The sequence below is a fragment of the Paenibacillus mesotrionivorans genome, from assembly GCF_046098205.1.
In the GTDB taxonomy this organism is placed as follows: Bacteria; Bacillota; Bacilli; order Paenibacillales; family NBRC-103111; genus Paenibacillus_AR; species Paenibacillus_AR mesotrionivorans.
Window position 1 is genome coordinate 146,235 of sequence record NZ_JBJURJ010000001.1, and the last position, 19,609, is coordinate 165,843.

The 19,609-nt window shown below is 52.6% G+C and carries 18 protein-coding genes; 7 read left to right on the forward strand and 11 right to left on the reverse strand.

Annotated elements, in window-relative coordinates; genetic code table 11:
- Nucleotides 1-35: 35 nt before the first annotated feature.
- From ACI1P1_RS00695 to ACI1P1_RS00725, 7 genes are all read right to left on the reverse strand, one after another.
- Nucleotides 36-1,214 (reverse strand): ABC transporter permease, encoded by a 1,179-nt coding sequence (locus ACI1P1_RS00695; protein ID WP_416214429.1) that lies wholly within the window; start codon nucleotides 1,212-1,214, stop codon nucleotides 36-38.
- Nucleotides 1,211-1,948, reverse strand: a complete 738-nt coding sequence (locus ACI1P1_RS00700; protein ID WP_416214430.1) for an ABC transporter ATP-binding protein — start codon at nucleotides 1,946-1,948, stop codon at nucleotides 1,211-1,213. Before ACI1P1_RS00700 ends, ACI1P1_RS00695 begins: the two co-directional genes overlap by 4 nt.
- Entirely contained in the window at nucleotides 1,945-3,720 is a 1,776-nt protein-coding gene (locus ACI1P1_RS00705) for an HlyD family efflux transporter periplasmic adaptor subunit (protein WP_416214431.1), read from the reverse strand. Before ACI1P1_RS00705 ends, ACI1P1_RS00700 begins: the two co-directional genes overlap by 4 nt.
- A gap of 45 nt (nucleotides 3,721-3,765) precedes the next feature.
- Nucleotides 3,766-4,413, reverse strand: a complete 648-nt coding sequence (locus tag ACI1P1_RS00710; protein ID WP_416214432.1) for a hypothetical protein — start codon at nucleotides 4,411-4,413, stop codon at nucleotides 3,766-3,768.
- Nucleotides 4,414-4,826: 413 nt separating this feature from the next.
- Nucleotides 4,827-6,308, reverse strand: a complete 1,482-nt coding sequence (locus ACI1P1_RS00715; protein ID WP_416214433.1) for a sensor histidine kinase — start codon at nucleotides 6,306-6,308, stop codon at nucleotides 4,827-4,829.
- Entirely contained in the window at nucleotides 6,305-7,033 is a 729-nt protein-coding gene (locus tag ACI1P1_RS00720) for a response regulator transcription factor (protein WP_416214434.1), read from the reverse strand. The genes ACI1P1_RS00715 and ACI1P1_RS00720 overlap by 4 nt, the downstream gene beginning before the upstream one ends.
- Nucleotides 7,030-7,599 carry a DUF309 domain-containing protein gene (locus tag ACI1P1_RS00725; protein ID WP_416214435.1) on the reverse strand — a complete coding sequence of 190 codons (570 nt, stop codon included), beginning with the start codon at nucleotides 7,597-7,599 and terminating at the stop codon, nucleotides 7,030-7,032. The genes ACI1P1_RS00720 and ACI1P1_RS00725 overlap by 4 nt, the downstream gene beginning before the upstream one ends.
- Before the next feature lie 145 nt (nucleotides 7,600-7,744).
- Here ACI1P1_RS00725 and ACI1P1_RS00730 point away from each other — a divergent pair, with 145 nt between their 5' ends.
- The 4 genes from ACI1P1_RS00730 to ACI1P1_RS00745 all read left to right on the forward strand — a co-directional run bounded on the left by ACI1P1_RS00730 (nucleotide 7,745) and on the right by ACI1P1_RS00745 (nucleotide 11,226).
- Nucleotides 7,745-8,176, forward strand: coding sequence for a hypothetical protein (locus tag ACI1P1_RS00730; RefSeq protein ID WP_416214436.1), 432 nt, complete (start codon nucleotides 7,745-7,747; stop codon nucleotides 8,174-8,176).
- A gap of 3 nt (nucleotides 8,177-8,179) precedes the next feature.
- The gene (locus tag ACI1P1_RS00735; protein ID WP_416214437.1) at nucleotides 8,180-8,458 is read left to right on the forward strand and encodes a DUF2653 family protein; all 279 of its coding nucleotides are present in this window, start codon (nucleotides 8,180-8,182) and stop codon (nucleotides 8,456-8,458) included.
- A gap of 147 nt (nucleotides 8,459-8,605) precedes the next feature.
- Entirely contained in the window at nucleotides 8,606-10,528 is a 1,923-nt protein-coding gene (locus ACI1P1_RS00740) for a glycosyl hydrolase family 18 protein (protein ID WP_416214438.1), read from the forward strand.
- A gap of 95 nt (nucleotides 10,529-10,623) precedes the next feature.
- Entirely contained in the window at nucleotides 10,624-11,226 is a 603-nt protein-coding gene (locus tag ACI1P1_RS00745) for a methyltransferase family protein (RefSeq protein ID WP_416214439.1), read from the forward strand.
- Between the two features lie 289 nt (nucleotides 11,227-11,515).
- Here ACI1P1_RS00745 and ACI1P1_RS00750 read toward each other — a convergent pair whose 3' ends face one another.
- Both ACI1P1_RS00750 and ACI1P1_RS00755 read right to left on the reverse strand, forming a co-directional pair.
- Nucleotides 11,516-13,573, reverse strand: a complete 2,058-nt coding sequence (locus ACI1P1_RS00750; RefSeq protein ID WP_416214440.1) for a thioredoxin domain-containing protein — start codon at nucleotides 13,571-13,573, stop codon at nucleotides 11,516-11,518.
- A gap of 88 nt (nucleotides 13,574-13,661) precedes the next feature.
- Entirely contained in the window at nucleotides 13,662-13,991 is a 330-nt protein-coding gene (locus ACI1P1_RS00755; protein ID WP_416214441.1) for a winged helix-turn-helix transcriptional regulator, read from the reverse strand.
- A gap of 128 nt (nucleotides 13,992-14,119) precedes the next feature.
- On the opposite strand from ACI1P1_RS00755, the gene ACI1P1_RS00760 reads away from it, so the two are divergent.
- Both ACI1P1_RS00760 and ACI1P1_RS00765 read left to right on the forward strand, forming a co-directional pair.
- Nucleotides 14,120-14,437: a cupin domain-containing protein gene (locus ACI1P1_RS00760; RefSeq protein WP_416214442.1), complete on the forward strand. Its 318-nt coding sequence runs from the start codon at nucleotides 14,120-14,122 to the stop codon at nucleotides 14,435-14,437.
- Between the two features lie 15 nt (nucleotides 14,438-14,452).
- The gene (locus ACI1P1_RS00765) at nucleotides 14,453-14,833 is read left to right on the forward strand and encodes a VOC family protein (RefSeq protein ID WP_416214443.1); all 381 of its coding nucleotides are present in this window, start codon (nucleotides 14,453-14,455) and stop codon (nucleotides 14,831-14,833) included.
- A gap of 108 nt (nucleotides 14,834-14,941) precedes the next feature.
- Here the strand turns inward: ACI1P1_RS00765 and ACI1P1_RS00770 are convergent, their stop codons facing one another.
- A complete protein-coding gene (locus ACI1P1_RS00770; RefSeq protein ID WP_416214444.1) occupies nucleotides 14,942-16,624 on the reverse strand; it encodes a DUF6138 family protein in 1,683 nt (560 codons plus the stop codon).
- 341 nt (nucleotides 16,625-16,965) lie between these two features.
- On the opposite strand from ACI1P1_RS00770, the gene ACI1P1_RS00775 reads away from it, so the two are divergent.
- Nucleotides 16,966-19,152: a stalk domain-containing protein gene (locus tag ACI1P1_RS00775; RefSeq protein WP_416214445.1), complete on the forward strand. Its 2,187-nt coding sequence runs from the start codon at nucleotides 16,966-16,968 to the stop codon at nucleotides 19,150-19,152.
- Between the two features lie 68 nt (nucleotides 19,153-19,220).
- Here ACI1P1_RS00775 and ACI1P1_RS00780 read toward each other — a convergent pair whose 3' ends face one another.
- Nucleotides 19,221-19,511, reverse strand: coding sequence for a DUF6809 family protein (locus tag ACI1P1_RS00780; RefSeq protein ID WP_416214446.1), 291 nt, complete (start codon nucleotides 19,509-19,511; stop codon nucleotides 19,221-19,223).
- Nucleotides 19,512-19,609 lie beyond the last annotated feature (98 nt).

Genomic DNA, 19,609 nt, shown 5'->3' on the forward strand with positions numbered 1-19,609 from the left:
GGGCTTGCTTTCAAGTCAGTCTGTTATATCTGGTATCAATCAAAACGCAGGGCATCTATCGGGCGCAGCTTGGAGGCTTTGTTGGCCGGGTACAAACCGAAAAGGACTCCGACCAATACGCTGAACAGAAAAGCCGCCAGGCTCACCCACAGGGAAACCTGTGTCGGCATGGAGCTGTTGAAATATTCGATCCCATAGGAGATTCCGATGCCGACCAGGAGTCCGATCAGACCGCCCAGACCGCTGAGTACAATGGATTCCACCAAAAACTGGAACAGAATATTTCTCCGCTTTGCTCCGATAGACTTGCGGATCCCGATCTCCCGGGTGCGTTCGCTAACCGTAACCAGCATAATATTCATAATGCCAATCCCGCCTACTAACAGGGAAATCGCGGCAATTCCGGCTAGCATATATGACATTTGCGCCGCAATGGCTTCTTGGGTTTTCATCATTTCATTCTGGTTCAGAATTTCATACCCGCTGTCGGATTTAAACTTGTAATATAAATAATCCTTCAGTGTCTGCTCCGCTGTGGCTACATCTTCCTTGGAGGCCGCCTCCACATAAGTGGTACGCAGGCTTCCCAGCTTGAATTGGCGCTGTGCGGTGGTCAGAGGCATGATAACTGTGGTATCAATGGAGGTATTATTGATGTTTTTACCCTTCTGCTCCATAACACCAATTACCGAGAAAACCACACCGTCAATATTGACCTCCTGCCCTACCGGATCCAAAAACCCGAAGAAGGTTTTAGCCACATCGCTGCCCAGCACTACCACATTGTTCCGGAACTCCAGATCCGGTTCTGCAATAAACCGGCCGGAGGCCATGGTTACCTTGTTCATACTGCCATACCGGTCATTGGTTCCGATTACCGAATAGGAGGCTTTGGTCCGGTCATACTTCACATTGGAGCTGCCCTTGCTGATGGTGGGCGCCACCCAGTTGAATTCCGAAAACTGCTCCAATTGCATCAGCTCTTCATAATTCAGTTGGGTCGCCCGGCCAGTATTCTGGATATTGACAACCAGAAGATTCGTTCCCAATCCGGAGATTTCATCGGAAACCTTGGCGGTGGAGCCTTGGCCAATAGCAACCAGCGCAACAACCGAGCCTACGCCAATTATCACACCGAGCATGGTCAGGATGGAGCGCATGGGGTTGGATATCACCGTGCGAAGCGCCATACGGACTAATTCCCATATTTTCATTTCAACACCGCCTCATCCTGCTTGGCTTCCTTCCGAACGCCGTCATTGCGGTGGTCGCTGGTCAGCTCGCCGTCCCGGATGGCCACCACACGGCTGGCATGTTCGGCAATACCGGGATCATGGGTAATCAGAACAATGGTATTGCCCCGTTTGTTCAACTCCAGCATCAGCTCCAGCACTTCCTTGCCTGTTTTGGAATCCAAAGCCCCCGTGGGCTCATCAGCCAAAAGCAGAGAGGGTTTGGACACAAGCGCCCGAGCTATGGCAACCCGCTGCTGCTGGCCGCCGGACAACTCGCTGGGCCTGTGCCCGGCACGGCTTTTCATTCCCAGACTGTCCAGCATATCCAAGGCGCTCTCCCGGCGCTCAGCACGGGATATACCGGAATAGATCAGGGGCAGCTCCACGTTCTCCAACGCGGTAAGACGGGGCAGCAGGTTGAACTGCTGGAAGATAAAACCGATCTTATGATTGCGCAGCTCGGCCATTTTGTTGTCGGAGAGCCCCAGGGTATTCACCCCATCCAGCACATAGCTTCCCGAGGTGGGCACATCCAGAAGCCCGATGGTATTCATCAGGGTGGACTTGCCCGAACCGCTGGGCCCGATAATGGCCACAAAATCACCGTCCTGCACATGAAGGGTAATTCCCTTCAATACATGGAGCTCCTCTGCTCCACGGGTATAGGTCTTGACGATATTGGTCAGCTCAATAATATTGGGTTTCCCGCTCAACGCTGACCACCGCCCCCGGCACCTGCGCCTGCTCCAGCACCGCCTCCGGCTCCTCCGCCACCGGTCGTGCCGCCTTGCCGTGTACCGCCGCCACCGCCACCGCCTTGCTGCATCCGTTCCTGGAACTGCTGCATCATAGCCGGATCGATCTGCATACCCTGGCCGTTTTGTCCGCCCTGCTGGAATTGCTGCCGCAGCTTCTGGATTTCATCGGCGCTCATGGTTTGAGTTTTGGTTTGGATGGGGATCACAACGGTTTGACCTTCGCTTAAACCATTGGTTACTTCCACATTGGTTTTATTGCGGATGCCGATTTTAATCTCATGCTGTTCCTCGTAGGTGCCGTCCTCGTTTTTGATTTTCACGTAATATTTGCCTGCCCGGCTCTGTAAAGCTTCCAGAGGAATCATGAGGATCCCCTGTTTATTCTGGATCAGAATCTCGCCGGTTGCGGTCATGCCGTACTTCAACCCGTCCGGCTTGGATACGGTTACCACCGCATCATAGTATGTAACGCCATTTGTCGTCGTGCCGACAGTAGATACCTGGGTCACTTCACCCTTATAGGTTTTGTTCTTGATGGAATCCACCTTCACATCCACCTGCATGCCGACCTTAATATTGGGCAGATCCAGCTCATCCACCTGAATGGCAAGAGTCATGGTTTCCATGCTGGCCACACCGCCGAACTGGGTTGCGCTGGTCACCTTGGTTCCCGGCACCAGTGTGGTCAGGATATTGGTCCGCTGGTTGACAAAGTCGGTGGAGAACACACCGTCGAAGGGCGCCTTGATGGTCAAAGCATCCAACTGCTCCTGCAGGGTGTCGATGGTGAGCTGCTGCTGGTCATAATTCGTTTTTTTGGTCAGATAGTCGTTGTTGATATCCGGGTTGGCAATGACCACAATCAGCTGGCCCTTTTGCACATAATCGCCGGTTTTCACATTCAACTGCTCAACGGTGCCGGCCACCCCGGCCAGAATATTCACCGTTTGGCTATAGGCCAAGATTCCTTCCTTGCGGGACTCCGCTGTGCCGGTGGCGGTCGTAATCTTGCCGTTCACCTTCAGCCCCGCATCCATGGTGGCGTCATTGTCCACCGTAATTTCCACATCCAAGAGGCGGTTACCCTTCAGATCAGGCTTGGGGTCCTTGCCGATGTTGGTGATCTTACCGGTTTTGGTCATCATGAAGCTATCGATGGTCAGCTCCACGGATTCCCCTGTTTGAAACTGCTGGGCATCCTCCATCAAAAAGGGCAGCGTCACTACCAGCTTGGTATTATCGGAAACCGTGCCGATTTTGGCCTTGCGGTTCAGCTCCACGCCGGCATCCAATCCATTAGCGAGAGTAATCACTCCGCTTATAGGAGATACAGTCGTCAGGGCGTTCATTTGCTCCGTAACATCATTCAAATTCGCTTCCAAGGTAGCCAAGGTGGCTTGCGCCTTGGTCATGTTATTGCTTAAGGTAGCGCTGGTTAGCTCCACCAGCACATCATCCTTCTTGACATCCATATTGCGGGTCAAATTGATTTTACTAATGACCGCTTCGGCAGGAGCCTGAATGGTTTTGGTTTCCTTGGGCTGAAGCTGGGACGTGCCTGTCACCGAGGACCGGATATCCCCTTTGGTGACCTTGGCTGTCAGCTCCGTATCCTTGCTGCTTCCCGATGCCTCACGCTGACCCAGATAAAGCCATGTTCCGCCCCCGCAGACCACCACAACCAGAGCCATGAGCAGCCATCGTTTATTCCGTTTTAACCAATTCATCCTTCCGCCTCCTAAAACACCGCGATTATCCGTTTTGTCCAACTGTCAAAGCTGAATTTTCTGTTCCAGCCGCTCCAGTAGCAGCTGCTCCACATTCTTTTCCCCTGCCGCCCAGGCTCCGGGGCCGGTTCCATCCGGACCAGGAGAAATCGTAACGCCAGGCGGGCCGGAAGCGTCCGTTCCCGGATGCTCGGGATGTGCCTGGTCCGTCCGGTGCATCCAATCCTGCTTCCAGCGCTGCCATTCCTCATCCGTAAGGCCGCCATCCCTGCGGTTATCCGGCGGTTTGCCTCTTCCGGGATCATTCCCCCGGTTGATCCAAACGGTGTAAAAGGCCATTTGCTCCTCCCCGAAGGTGTGCAAAATCGCCTTTTTGTCTTCGTCGTCCATGGTTCCTTTTTCCACATTCTGTCTGACTAGTGGCAGCACCGCCTCCGCTTGCATTTTGGTCAGGGTTGTTTTTGGTTTGTCGTCCATCTCCAGCAGGAAATGAAAGAATTGGACCATATCCGCTTCCGGCAGGCTTTGAATCGGCTCCAGCGTCGCCGACGGCGCCGGGGTTCCTGCAGGGCTCACGGATGGAGATATGGACGGGGCCGCCGTGCGGGACTCCAACCGGCTTATGCAGCCGGCGGCAACAAGGAGCCCGCAGACCGCCAAAAAAAGAAGGACTATGTAGCTTTTCCTACGCATAGTGAAGTCCCCCTCTCCTCCATGTTCAACCCAAAACAAACTCCTCCGAATGAAAAAACGTCGTACAGCGTTTTTTCACAAAAAAAATCCTGACGATACCGTCAGGATAGCGGACAACTTTGAAGCAGGTATGCATGATTTGTAAAAAAGATGTGAAATGATGGGGATTTTTCCGGACGGCAGGTCTAACGGAAGTGGAAGCCCTTATTCGATCCAAAATGGGGGTTCAAAAAATCTAACGGAAGCAGAAGCCGCTATTGTGCTCAAAACCCGTTTATAACAGGCTGTTTGATCCAAATAGCGTCTCTGGCCGCCGTTAGAATTTTAAAAGTGGTGTTTTTGCCGAAATAGCGTCTCTGGCCGCCGTTAGAATCTCTCTTGCCCTGTACCATATCTCCAGCAATCGCTTGGCATTAAGCCGAAGCAGTCAACGGGAAATGCAGCGTGAAAACAGTCCCCTCCCCTGGCACGCTGGCAACCCCGATTTGGCCGTCCATGCCGCTGACCAGATGCTTGGCAATGGTCAAGCCCAAGCCGGTCCCGCCACCGTCCTTGCCGGCGCGGGAAGGATCTGCCTTGTAGAAACGCTCCCAGATCCGTTTGACCTCCTCCTCGGTCATACCTTTGCCCGTATCGGCTACGCTGACCTCGAACCGGCCGTTAGCAGCATGCATGCTCACCATAATACGTTTGCCCTCCGGTGTAAACTTGATGGCATTGTGCAGCAGATTGTTGAGAATCTGGGCGTACCGGTCTGGGTCCAGCCTGACCAGCGCCTGGCGCTCCTCCTCCGATTCAGGCTCCTTCACCTCCAGCACCAAACCTTTGGCTTTAATGGTCGGAGCGATCAGCTCCAGCACCTCGCGGGTTTTCTTTACAACCGGCACAGGTTCGAAGCGGTAAATATCCGTCCCGTTTTGGATCCGGGCCAAATCCAGCAGCTCGTCCACCAGACGCCCCAGCCGCTGCACCTCCATATCACAGATGTCCAGGTAACGGGCATGTTTATCCGGCGGAATCACATTGTCCTTCATAGCCATAATCATCCCCCGCAGCGCTGTTAGCGGAGAACGGAGCTCATGGGAGACATTGGCCAGGAAATCCTGCCGGGAATCCTCCCAACGCTCCATTTCTTCAATCATAATATTGAAGCTTTTCGCCACCTGCCCGATTTCGTCGTCTGACCCCTCCGGGATCCGGATGTTGAAATTCCGCTCCACCACCGCCAGGGAAGCCCGGTTCATCTCCTGGAGCGGCCGCGCCAGCTTCTTGCTAATAATATAGAGAATCAGACCTACGGCGATCAGGGAAAAAATCAGCGGCACCCAGATATTCCAGCGGACCGCATTCACCACATCCGTAATATCCTCCACCGGCGTATGGAAAAAAGCCACTGTCGACTGCCCGTTCAGCTGGAGGGGCATGTAATAGATGAGAAAGCTGCTTTTCCGCTGGGTGGGACCATTAGGCCCATCAGGCCGCCCGGGGGGACCTACAGGCAGATGCTCCACGAAGAAATCCCGGTTATTGCTTAAGGCTTTGCTGAAGGCGCTTTGCAGAGACTTGGGCAGGGTCTGCCCTTCCCCGGAGGGATCGGTGCTGTAAATGATCGTGCCCGTCTGATCCATAATCCAGATCTGACCGTTAAAGCTGCGGGAGATGAGCCGCATGGAGATCCGCAGCTCCCGGCTGTAAAAGCTGCCGTCCTGGTAGCTTTTGGCCACCTGCATCAGATCCGCCGAACGGTCCACCAGCAGCTGCTTCTTATCCTTGTAGAACAGCTCGGAAAAATAATTGCTCCAAAACACAGCCAACGCCAGAAAAAACAGAATGCATGTGGCCAGGAAGGAAAAAAACAGCTTCAGATACAGACTCTGCCTGAGCTTCCGGATCATGTCCGTTCCACCTCAAAGGAATACCCGATTCCCCATAAGGTCTGGATGGTCCAGGCCGGGCAAACCCCCAGCTTCTTCCGGATATTCTTCACATGGGCATCCACCGTGCGGGTCCCGCCGGCAAAATCGAACTTCCACACCTGCTCCAGCAGCTCCTCCCGGGTGTATACCCGCCCAGGCGAGGATGCAATAAAATACAACAGCTCAATCTCTTTGGGTGTCAGCTCTACCCGCTCCCCGTCCACGGCCACCTTGTATTGCTCCAGATCCACCAGCAGCCCCGGATATTCCAAAATACGACGCTCTGTCTGTTTGGCATCCTTGCGTGTACTGGTATTTTTGGCCCGTTTCAAGATTGCCTTCATCCGCGCCACCAGCTCATTGGGATCAAACGGCTTCACCATATAATCATCTGCACCCAGGTTGAACCCGCGCAGCTTGTCGATGGATTCTCCTTTGGCAGTCAGCATAATAATAGGAAGCTCATTGAGCGGCTCCGGCAAAGCCCGGATCCCGCGGCAAAGATCAAACCCGCTGATATCCGGCAGCATCACATCCAGCACCGCCAGATCGGGACGCTCTTCCTCCACCGTTTTGACCACATCCTTGCCGGAGTTCAGAACAATAGGGATATACCCTACATGCTCCGTATACAGCCGGATAACCTCCACAATATTCGGCTCATCATCCACGATGAGGACCTTGGTACCCGCTGCACCGTTCATATGCCATCCCTCTCTGTTACGTCCTGCTGCCTGCGCAGAGCAAGCTGCCTGGCCCGCTCCGCCACCACATCCGTCCGGTCCCTCAGAAGGTGCCGGTGCACCAGCATATCCTCGTTCAAGGGACTCCTTCTGCCCCACTCGCAGCCCCAGGCCTTGCACAGATCCATCGCTTCCCGGAGAAGTCCGCCGTCAAGAAAAGGCAGCGCCATATCCTCGAAGATCCTGGTTTCCGCCCCAACCCCGTAATCCTGTGTCAATGCGTCATACCGGGTCCTCAGCATCCCCAACAGCTTCACCGGATCAAGTCCCGCCCGCTCCGGGCTGACATTGGTCAAGTGGATCACCGCCTGCTCCAGCATCTTCCGGGCACCCGGCAGATTGCCGCGTCGCTCATGGTACAAGGACACCGCCACCTGGATAAGACCATGCCAAACCTCCTTCAGCAGCGGGTCCTGCTCTTCTTTCCAATGCTCCTCCAACAGCTCATGGCATTCAAAATAGTCTCTGGTTCCATGAAAATGGGCCAAATATGTCACATATGCGTCAGCAAAACCAATACTTTCCATCCAGTCACCGTCCTATCTGTAAACCAATATCACTTATTTTAGCAAATGTGCATGAATAGTGAAACCGCATCGCATTCTATCCGTATGAGTAAATGAAAAAAGTGCTAAATATCACACTAACCAATGAAGGAGAAATCGCAGCAATATGAAAAAAGTCATCAAGCTTGTCCTATGCTTATCCTTGGTATTCGGTGTTACGGCTACCGTATTACCGGTCCAAACGGAAGCCGCTTCTTATGCCAAAGCCTATAGATCGCCCAAGGGCAGCTACAAGGCGCCCGCTCCCAAATCCAATTCGGGCGTGAATAAAACCACCCCCGACTCCAACACCAAGGCGCCCGGAACCGCTGCATCCACTACACCCAAACGCAGCTTTTTCGGCGGCGGATTTGCCAGAGGCCTGTTCCTGGGCGGCCTTGCTGGTCTGATGTTTGGCGGTTTGTTCGGCAATATGGGCTTTTTGGGCCAGATGCTGGGTCTCTTCGTTAACGTCTTCGCCATCATTGCCGTTATCATGGCCGTCCGCAGTCTCATCAGCTACTTCCGGAAAAGACGCTACAGCGGCCGGAGGTACTAATCCATGGTTTTGAATGAGCAGGAGATAATGAATGCCATCTGCCTGAATACGGCCTTGCGCAAGCAAATCCGGCCGGAGGCCGTGGACGTGCAGCTGATGTATGATGACGATCTGGGATATTCCGCGGAAGTCACCACTATGGGCCGGAGCCAGTACATCATCGAAGCCACCATTTTGGAGGCAATTGAGCAGTATCTGTACAAGGAGCATGGGCTTCAGGTGTTTCGCAGCCAGATCAGCCTGTATATTGAGGATGAAATGATCGCCAGAGTCGCGGTATAAACGTTTCCACTACAGCCAAAGCCCTTCATGTCACAGAAGACATGAGGGGCTTTTTTTGATGACAAAAAATTTCCATATTTTCCTGCGCAACAAATCTATCATTCTGCCGTTTAATAGAGTAGAAACTGGTAGAAAGAGGAGTGACGCATGAGGAATTGGATGTATAAAGGATTAGCTGTTTCATTAGCCTGCGCCATTGCCGTTCCCTTCCTGGCCCCCACCCAAGGACTTGCGGCGGCGGACAAAACTACCAAGTACCGGGTTTATCAGTTCGACCAGCCCGTTAAGGAATTCCAGGATTACAACCAAGCTGTCGGGTATGCCCAATACTTCTATGCCAGCCGTGTGGAGGAAATCAGCACCGGCGCATGGAAATGGGACAACTACCCCCGTTACCAGGTGTATCAATTGGATTATGCGCTTCCCGACGGCGCCTTCCGCACCTTGGAGGAAGCCGTGGCCGAAGCTGCCAAATGGGGAGTCTCCAGCGTCCGCGATCTCCAGGGCAGCGGATGGGTATGGAACAACTACCCCCGCTACCGGGTATATCAAGGGGATGCCACTCTTGACGGCTGGTCCTTTACTACCCTCAATGCAGCCATCGCCGAAGCCCGGAAATGGGGCGGCGCGCATATCATCGACTTGTCGGATAACCACTGGGTCTGGGATAACCTGAGCAGCAAGGAAAAAGCGGAGCTCCGCAACGGCCAGTTGGCTTACCAGGTTTACCAGGGTACTTACTCTCAGGACAGCTGGCGTTTCGCCTATCTGGAGGATGCGGTGAACGAGGCCCTGAATTGGGGCGGCTCCCAGATTGTCCGGATCGCGGATAAGAAAACTGTGTTTACCAACTTCAAGGAATACAAGGTGTATCAGAACGAAAACCTCCTGGATGAATTCGTCAGCCTGGATCAAGCTGCCGATTACGCCCGGCTGTGGGGACACTCCACCATCCGCCTTAACGGCAAGATTATCTGGAATAATTATCCTTCCTATACAGTCTACCAGAACAGCAATTTGATCGGCGAATATAATAAGCTCAGCGATGCGTTAAGCTACGCTTCCTATTACTCCAATGCCTCCATCCGCAGCCGGGAAGGGATGAAATTCTGGAATAACTTCCGCGCGCTGCAGATTTGGAGCTGGAATGGCTCCTCCGCCAAAAGCACCATCGACACCCAAACCTCCAACCTGATGGGACTTGATGTGGATTCTCCCAGCTGGTTCACCCTGGAGGATGCCACCGGCAAGCTGAAGGATGCCTCCAGCAAGGAGACCGTGGATCTTCTTCGCAGCCGGGGTTACCAGGTGCATCCGTTGGTCAGCAACCAATTCGACAGCGCTCTAACCACCCAGTTCCTGGCGGATAAGGATGCCCAGGCCCGCTTTATCTCAGCGTTGGTGGCCAAAAGCGCCCAGCTCCGTGTGGACGGGATCAACGTGGATTTTGAAAGCTTGAACGGCAAGGACCGGGCTGCATTCACCACATTCATTACCAATCTGACCGCCGCCGCCCATCAACAAGGGCTCAAAATCTCTGTAGATCTTCCCCGCGGCAGCGTTAAGTGGAACCATCTCACCGCCTTCGACCATGAAAAGCTGGGCAGTATCGTGGACTATGTGATTACGATGACCTATGACCAGCATTATTCCGGCAGCACTGTACCCGGTTCTGTTGCAGGTCTGCAGTGGGTGGAGGAAGGCATTGAAGAGTTCCTGTCCTATGGCATTCCACGAGACAAGCTGATCCTGGGCATCCCCTTCTATGTACGGGAATGGACACTGGATGCCAACGGCGGATTATTAGGAAATAAAGCACTGTACTCCCGGGATCTCAAGGCCTTGATGGCTTCCAGGCCGACTGTCTCCACTTGGGACAAAACCTTTAACCAATACAAGGTGGAATATTACGGCGATGACGGCAACAAGCGGGTCTTCTGGCTGGAAAATCAGGAATCGGTCAAAGCACGGCTTGAGCTCGCCAAAAAGTACGACCTGGTCGGTGTAGCCGCCTGGCGGCTGGGCCAGGAGGATCCCGCCTTCTGGGAAACCATTCTCCAGAATAAATAAACGTGAGCAGCCCATCAGCGGACGAAGCACGGACCTCAGAATGCAGGCGTGATTCCCGGGATGGGCTGTGTTTTCTGTTAGTGGGAAAGGAGGAAATGAACAACCTCATGGTCTTCAACATTGCGGCTGTTTTCTGCATGACCTTGTTTTATCTAGCTTACTTCTATAAGCAGTTTCGGCTGGCCCAACAAGGCATCCGCACCAACCGGCTGGCCCGGGGACCGAAACCGACTAGAACCAAACGGGTGGAAACCGCCCTGGTGGCAGCCACTTACATCATGGCGGTGATCCAATACGCCAGCGCCGGGCTATCGGGATATTTGGGCGGGTTTTCCCTGCCAAAGGACGTACGGTCCACCGGTGTTTTCCTGATGGTCATCGGTGTGGCTTTTTTTATTGCTGCCTTAATCACCATGCGGGATAACTGGCGGGCAGGTGTGGAGGAGAACCAGCAAACGGCCATGGTGGTGCAGGGTGTGTACCGGATCAGCAGGAATCCTGCCTTTGTCGGCTTCGACCTGCTTTACTTGGGCAGTGCTCTGGCGATGCCGAACATCGTCATTTGCCTGGCCGCCATATGCTGCATCCTCATTCTTCACCAACAGATTCTGGAGGAGGAAAAGCTCCTGCCCAGCCTGTTCGGCCCGGCTTACCTGGATTACAAAAAGCATACTCCCCGTTACATATTGTTTCTATAGGCTGGTGGCAATCCTATACATACATGTGGCACCTCACTGTGCTAACCGATAGAATGCGAGAGTGTGGAGCTTCGCCTTGGCACGTAACGGACCGACGATTAAGCCAGCGCCGCTATTCCCCCCCAAACGCAAGTTTGAGAATCTTGCGGACACAGCATCACTTATTTGGCCACAATCGCACAAAAACCGGCTGCTTTCCCTCCCATAACGGATCCTCTGTCCGTCTGGATGGCAAAACGCCGGTTTTTCGTTGAATAGCGGAAGCTGTGTCCTTTGGGAAAAATGGGCGTTACATCAGCTGCTTCGGGTCCGTTACCGGCGCCTGACAGGCGAAATTCTCGCAGATATAAACGGCGGCTTTGCCTGCAACAGGAAGCTTTCCGACAGTCAGGGGCAGGAGAGCTTCCGCTTCTTCCTCCGCGCCTGCCGGGTGAAGCATCAAGGCCGTATCCGGCCGGTAACGCTGCCGCAAGGTGGAAGCCAGCGCCTCTGTATCCGCGGCGTCAACTTCCCCGGCAATAACCGCCTCCCGGCCGGGATACAGATGCAGATCGGCAGCCAACAGATACATGGCAAATCCGGGCGGGTACCCCATTACCGTGCCGGCGAAGGCTTTCAGTTGAGCTTCCGTCCGTTGGGCCAGCTCATCCGATCCAGTCAGCCTAGCCATTCGCACCAGATTATGGGCTGCTACGGAGTTGCCAGATGGCATCGCACCGTCGTACAGCTCCTTGGGCCGGGTAATCAGTTTTTCCCCGTCAGAGCCATTGAAAAACAGGCCGCCTTCCTCCTCATCCCAAAACACCCGCAGCATCTCCTCATTCAATGCCAGAGCATTCTTCAGATGCTCCAGCTTAAAGGTCGCTTCATACAGCTCGATCAGGCCGCACACCAAAAAGGCATAATCGTCCAAATACCCCAGATAAGCCGCTTCCCCATCCCGGTAACGGGCCAGCAGTCGTCCATCCTCCCTGCGAAGTTTGGCCATCAGGAACGCTGCCGCTCGCTCCGCCGCCACCGCATATTCCTTGCGGCTGAGTGCCTTAGCTCCCTTAGATAAAGCCATGATCATCAACCCGTTCCAGGCTGTCAGAATCTTGTCGTCCTTATGGGGGTGAATCCGCTTTTCCCGGTGCGCGAACAGCTTCCGGCGGCATTCCTCCATTCGCTTCTTCAGCTGAAGAGGGTCCATCCCCCGCTCCTCAGCCGCATGCTCCAGGCTGACCGCGCCGATCAGATTAGGGATGCTGTGCCCTGCGAAATTGCCCACGGCAGTGACATCATAGATACTGCAATACAGTTCCGCGTCCTCATCTCCCAGCACCTTCGTCATTTCCCGGGGGGACCACACATAGAACAGACCCTCCTCCCCTTCCGAATCCGCATCCTCCGCGGAATAGAAACCACCCTCCGGGGAGGTCATATCCCGCAGCACATAGGTGAAGATTTCCTCCACAACCCGTGCATACAGCGTCTTGCCCGTAATCTGGTAGGCTTCCGTGAAGGTCATGGCCAACAGGGCATTGTCGTACAGCATCTTCTCAAAATGCGGCACCAGCCACTTCTCGTCCGTGGAATACCGCGCGAAACCAAAGCCCACATGATCGTACATACCGCCGCGGTGCATGGCCTGCAGCGTATGCTCTACCATTTCCAGCGCATAGGCTTCCCCCGTACGGAAATGATATCTCAGCAGAAAAGACAAATTGTGGGAGGAGGGAAACTTGGGCGCCCGTCCAAATCCTCCGTAACGCGCTTCGAAGTTCTTGTTGTACAGCTCATACGCTTGATGAAGCAGGCCCGCCCGGACTTCGCCACTGGAATGCTCACCCAGCTGCTTGCGGGTTTCATCCGCCACCTGCCTGCCGATGGCCGCCATGCCTTCCGGGTCCGCAGCCCACTTTTCCGCCACCTGGGCAAGCAGCTCCATCAGGCCTACCCGTCCGAATTTCCGGCGTTTGGGATAATACGTTCCCGCCAAAAAAGGCGTCCGGTCCGGCGCCAGCAGCACCGTCAACGGCCACCCGCCCTGCCCGGTCATCGCCTGGCACACCGACATGTACACATGATCCACATCGGGCCGCTCCTCCCTATCCACCTTCACCGCAACAAAATGCGCATTCAGCAGCGCAGCAACCTCTTCATCCTCAAAGGACTCCCGCTCCATTACGTGGCACCAATGACAGGTACTATAGCCGACAGAAAGAAATATGGGCTTATTCTCCCGCTCCACCTTTTCGAAGGCCTCCTCCGACCAAGGAAACCAATCTACCGGATTATGAGCATGCTGCAGCAAATACGGCGACTTTTCCTTGGCTAAACGATTCGGTTCGCGTTGAGTGGTCATGGGCATCACCTCCTTTTTCGAACATTCTTTTGCTCAAGGATATTTTACCCAAAAAAGGGAGCCTCCATGAACCCGTACTTCCAAACCTCTACTCGCCAATACCACTCTGCTTCAAATGCTCCATCCCCCACACATTCATTGCCTCCAGGATAGGCTTTAACGATTGCCCCAGCACGGTAAGATCATATTCCACCCTTGGCGGCACCTCCGGATAAACAGTCCGCTGGATAATCCCATCCTTCTCCAGCTGGCGGAGCTGTTGGGTCAGCATTTTTTGGCTTATTCCATCAATCCCTTTGCTCAATTCATTGAACCTTTGGGTACCCTGGTTAAACAAATTCCTCAGAATCAGCACCTTCCACTTATGTCCGATCAAATTCACGGTATGCTCGATAGGGCAATTTTTATCACATGGCATGTTGTCGGCTCCTCACTATCATGAAGTCCATTACTTACTTTTTGGTCAGTATAGCACGAAATAGTGCCTTCTTGCGAAAAGATAGCATTGGCCTTATCGTAGAGTCCAACAGACGGGAGGTGTACCGCTTGGTAACATGCAATATTGAAGGCTTACTGGAAGCTGCTGCTACGAAAAGCTCCCGCAAAGCCATTTTTAAGGAGGGGCTGCTGGATACAGGACTGCTGCTTTATCCGCCGGGGCAATCCACGCCGGATCATAAACATGCGGATATAGACGAGGTTTTTTATGTGGTTTCCGGTGAAGGGACCGTGAGGATTAATAACGTAGAGCTCCTACTGAAGGAAAAGGATGTGCTGTATTCGCCCCACGGCGAGATGCATGGCTTCTATAATACCAGCCCCCACAACTGGGTAGTGCTTCAAGTTAAAGTGAAAGTCAATTAGAAGGAGGAAAAGATAATGTTTACACGCATTGATCATGTCGCTTTTTCGGTGAAGGACCGGGCTAGATCCATCGCCTTTTATGAGGAGCATTTCGGCTTCAATAAATACTTCGAGCATGATGTGCCCGGAATGCCGGACATTGAAAAAGTGGTTTACCTGCAATTGGGGGATACCGTGCTGGAGCTGGAGCATTGGACATCCGATAAAGAAAACAAAGGCTACCATTTCTGCCTGATCAGCGACAATTTCGACGAGGATTATGCCAGGCTGGTAGCGGCCGGGGTACCTGTGGTGAAGGAGCCGCACATCCCAAGCCCCCGTGTCCCGCAGGAGGCAGGCTGGAAACGGGTCGTGTTCCAAGGACCGGATGGCGAACAGATTGAGTTCCGGGGATAAAGCAAAAACGTCTTAGGGGGATAGCCGATCAGTTGCAGCAAGCCGGCTCGGCTTTTAAGATTGACCGCACCACTTCTGCTGATCGGTTATCCCTCCTACATATGGGCTTTATTTCTTGCGGTTTGCGGCGCTCAGAACCGATGCGAAGCTGTGGGCAAGATCCCCCTTGGCGGCTTGCGCCTTTTTCTCCAACTTCTCCATGCTCCCCCAGATCAGTTCAGCGACATGCCGGGCTTCATAGGGAACCTGAATCTTCATAATTGCGGCTAAAGCCTCCAGATTGGCCGGTTCTTCGAAGACAGGGCCAAACTTGGTAAACTTGCCATCCTGGCAGCGCAGCAAACAGGCCACAATTGTGGGCAGTGTAGTTTCGTCAACGCCGTAGCGGGTTATCAAAGCGGAGGTAAACGCAATCTGTACAGACTGATGCTCATCGTCTACCACCTGCATATAGTCTTCCACAAGCGGAAAGAACGCCGGATTTTTCAGAGCGAGACCAAACACGGCATAGGTGCCGGGCATGCAGTTTTTCTCCCCGTCCGTATCCTCATACCACTCAAACTCCACCATAGCCAAGCGTGCGTAAGCCGCAAGCTTGGGAAGCAATTCTTCGTATTGCAGGGCATTGGCAAAAAAACGGTGGGTTTGCGACTTTGCCAGCCCGGGGACATCCAGGAACTGCTTATCCGACGATTTCAGCTTGATCTGATAGCTGCGGAAGAACCCCCGCGAGAGCAGGGCGCAGATAAAGTCCAGCCCTTTTCCATAACTGTCTGCGTGCTCCTCCTTGATGCGAATGGTAATGGTGGAGAACACATCATGGGCCTGACATTCAATCTGCGGATCCTTATATTGAATTACCTCTTCAGGAAGGGTACCGCTGCCCTCCTTCATCACCTGCGCCGCCTTCGTATACCCCAATTCCTGCAAACGCTCCAGAATATCCAGACCGTTCTGGCGGCTGTAGTTCGGTTCGTACTTGATGATCAGAATGGCGGTTTGCAATGCCAGCTCCAACTGCTTGAGATCAATGGAGGCTAAGTCAAGCCCCGCTTTTCGGGTATATTCCACCCGTCCCCACTGGGGTTTGTTCCGGTGGAAGTAAGCAGGCAGGAACTCCTCCTCCGTCCAATGCTGGAAGGCGCGGATAAAATTCCCCTGGTGCTCCTTTAGCTTTTGGGGAATTGCTTTGTTGATTTCCATAACCCGTTCGTAGATGCGCATCACAAACGCCGTGTCCAAGTTCGGAAACAGCAGCGGATCAACCAGGTGATTGGACAAGAAGAAACTCTCCAGGGGGTCTGTGGGATAAGGCGCATTCTTCAGCTTGTTTGCAATATAGGTATGAATCCGCTGCAGCAGCATCTCCCGCTTCTGCTCATTCACTTCATGCAAAATCACGAGAGTCTCCGAGGGCTGCACTTCAATGCTTACCTGAACCCGGTAATCGAGGAGCACACTGTTTTCGTAGGCTTGCAGCTTCTGTCTGATCCCCTGTTCAAGCAAAGGAATCAGTATGTTCTTCATCTGCTCCTGGTTTAGGGGAGGGTCCAGTGGGCGAATCCGGCCTTCATGCTCAGCCGATCCAAAGTCGCTAATCCAGGTGAACAATTCCAGTGTGTCTTGGGTATAGCGCATATGCAGCAGGTTGTGAATACCGATCTGAAGCGAGGTCCGGTTAACCGTCTTCTTCATCGCCTTTCCTTGCTTTTCCTCATTCTGCTGCAGCCAATTTCCCACCACATCCACAATCTCTTCCGCCACTGCATGAATCGGGCTCATCTTCGTCATTTTTGTCACCTCGTTAACGATTCAACGTCGTATGTATGATCCAAAAGAAGAGCAATCGTGAAAGACTCTTCTATTTCAGCTTTCGACTTCTTCCTTATTATACAAAATTTTGTCCAGTTCATCTCGGATCTTGAGGTATACGTTAGAACCTTCCACAACATCACCCCCCCGCTATCTAAATGAAAGTCTAGCAACAAAAAACTCCTATATCTTGTACGTTCATCTATGATAAAGTGGAATAACGGCAGGTTTTGTCATATTATGGGCCGCTTGCCTTGTGAGCGTGCTATCCGGTGAATAGCCGCTTACTCATCTTATGATACATAAATGGAGTGAAGCAGATGAACGTCAGAAAAATGCTGTTGTTGCCATTCATGGTTATTTTCCTTCTTGGAAGCTTGGGCCTTCAAGCCAAAGCAGTCCAAGCCGCGGATTCCCTGGAATACCGGGAGTATGATAATTTAATTAATATCCTAGAAGACGGGGATGGGCAAAACCGCGTTTTCCAGTTTACCACGAAGAACAAACTGACCGCTGTCAATACTACGCTGAGCTTGTATATCAATAACATCAAAGCAGATCCCAAGGACTACACAGTGGATTATGACAGTTATACCATCACCCTGAATAAAGCCCCTTACAGCGGTTCCGAGCTTCATATCCAATATGGTATTATCCCCGGTTTTGAGTGGGGAGAAGGAATCTCGGGCACACCTAACGTCGGTATTGCCCTGCCCAAGGGAGATGGTTCCACACGGACTTTTTCGGTACCGCTATATTACACGCTGAGCTCTACCAAAAACGTCAGTTTATACATAAACGGAACGAAGGTAACCTCCTCCAACTTTACCTTTAATGCCAAAACCAACACAATAACGTTATCCGAAAAACAGCAGGTACCGTATTCCGGCTCCACCATCTATTTTTATATCCCAGCAGCTTCTATAACGGGTCCACTTTCTCCTACTGGGGCAGAAGCGGAAAATCCTCCGGTCACAAGTCCGGTGCCAACCGCAACACCTAAAAGTTCACCGTCGGCCAGTCCGGTACCAAGTGCAACACCCAAGAGCTCTCCAACTGCCAGTCCAAAACCAAGTGTTACGCCCAAGAGCTCTCCGTCTGCCAGCCCTTCTCCGGGAGCGGCTACTCCCGCGGCTACACCTTCACCAAGCACTGGTAAAGAGACTTCCGGCAAACCCAAGGAGCCGCTGGCCCATGTTCCGACAGGTGAAAGCTATCCGGGCAGTATTACGGCCATGTCGGGAAACATCTTCACTGTGACACTGCCTGCAGCTGCTGGCGGTTCCGGCTTCACCTCGTATTTGATGGTGAAGAATGCCAGCGGCCAGGTGGTCAGACAGATTAAGCTTGAGCCCGGAAGCACGTCCATTTATTCCCTGGCAAACCTGGGGCTTCCCACAGGCGGCTATTATTCTTATCTAAAGACGGTTAATCAGTCAGGAGGACTGTCCGCATCCATTCCCCAATTTATGACCGTAAATCATGAGCCAAACAACATCCAGGTCTACATCGGGGGCGAAAAACAAAGCTATGAGCAGCCGCCTGTTAACTCCAACGGCAATGTGCTGGTTCCGCTGCGGGCCATCTTCGAATCCTTAGGCGCCACCGTTGAGTGGGACAGCTCCACTCAAACTGTAACGGCAACAAAAGAAGGCCGGACTGTTGTCCTGACCATAGGCTCCAAAACGGCCTACATCAATGGTGTTCCTGTAACCCTAAGCGCAGAACCACAATTGGTTAACGGCTATACGATGGTCCCGGTTCGTTTCGTCAGTGAAGCCTTCGGCGGCGAAGTAGAGTGGAATGGGGAAGCAAGCTCGGTTGTGGTTTTTCAAAACAAGCCCTCTGTTCCCACATCGGCTGAAAGTGAGCAGCCCGCTGCGGCACCGCCAGAACCAACCGAATCCGGGCCTTCCAGCAGCTCTCCTATTCTAAGCAATATCTCGAAGGGCATCTCTGCTCCCTCCGATATTGTGTTTGTCATCGACGTGACAGGCAGCATGGGTGAAGTCATCGACTACATCAAAGAATCCGTCAAAAGCTTCGTCGATTCCGTTCCCGCCGGTTCGAACTTTGCAGTTATGGCCTACCGAGACTTTAACTACTACGACGATTATTATAACGATGTGGAATCCTTTGATTTTACCCAGGATAAAGATAAGCTAAAGGGGTATTTGGACACATTGGTGGCTTATGGCGGAGGGGATGACGATGAATCCGGCTTGGAAGCCATTCATATGGGGGCTTACATACTCGAAGAGCTCGGCAGCTCGAATGCCAAGCGGATCATTTTCGTGACCGATGCCGCTGTCCATGATACCTACCTGCTGTCCCAGTTTACTGTTCAAGAAACCGTGGATATGCTCAAAGCAGACAAGATTACATTCGATGCCATCGCTCCCACAAGCGGCCATGCGTACAACCAGATTATCCAGTTGGTGAACAGCAATCCTGGCGGCATGCTCTACGATATTGAGGATGCTTCGGTGCTGTCGCTACACGAGTGAAATATAGGTTGTACTAAAAAAAGCGAGCCCTCCTTTACTCATTAAGGCAGGCTCGCTTTTCATTTTTATTATACTTGATGCGGAATCTCCCCTTTCTTTGTAAGAACCTCAATCATAACTAAAGCCCCAACTTTGAAGCCCTCTACGAAGGATGCCGAGTTGAGCATGGCATGAGAAGTTCCATACAGGTCCAGTACCTCTTCCAGCAATTTAAAATCACTCTCGGAGAATTTTATTTTACATACCTCTAAAGTATTGGAGATTGCTCTATTATTTTGGCGGTATTCTGGATCAGTGGGCATGATCGTTTCATCAGGATGCAATTTGCCTTCATACAAGTCAGATAAGATACTCTTCATTTTCATCCTCCAAAAGTCAGTATTAAAATTAATTCCGTGATGTCGTCATTGCTTAATCCCAAGTATACCTTATCCACTAATCGCATATTAACATTTAT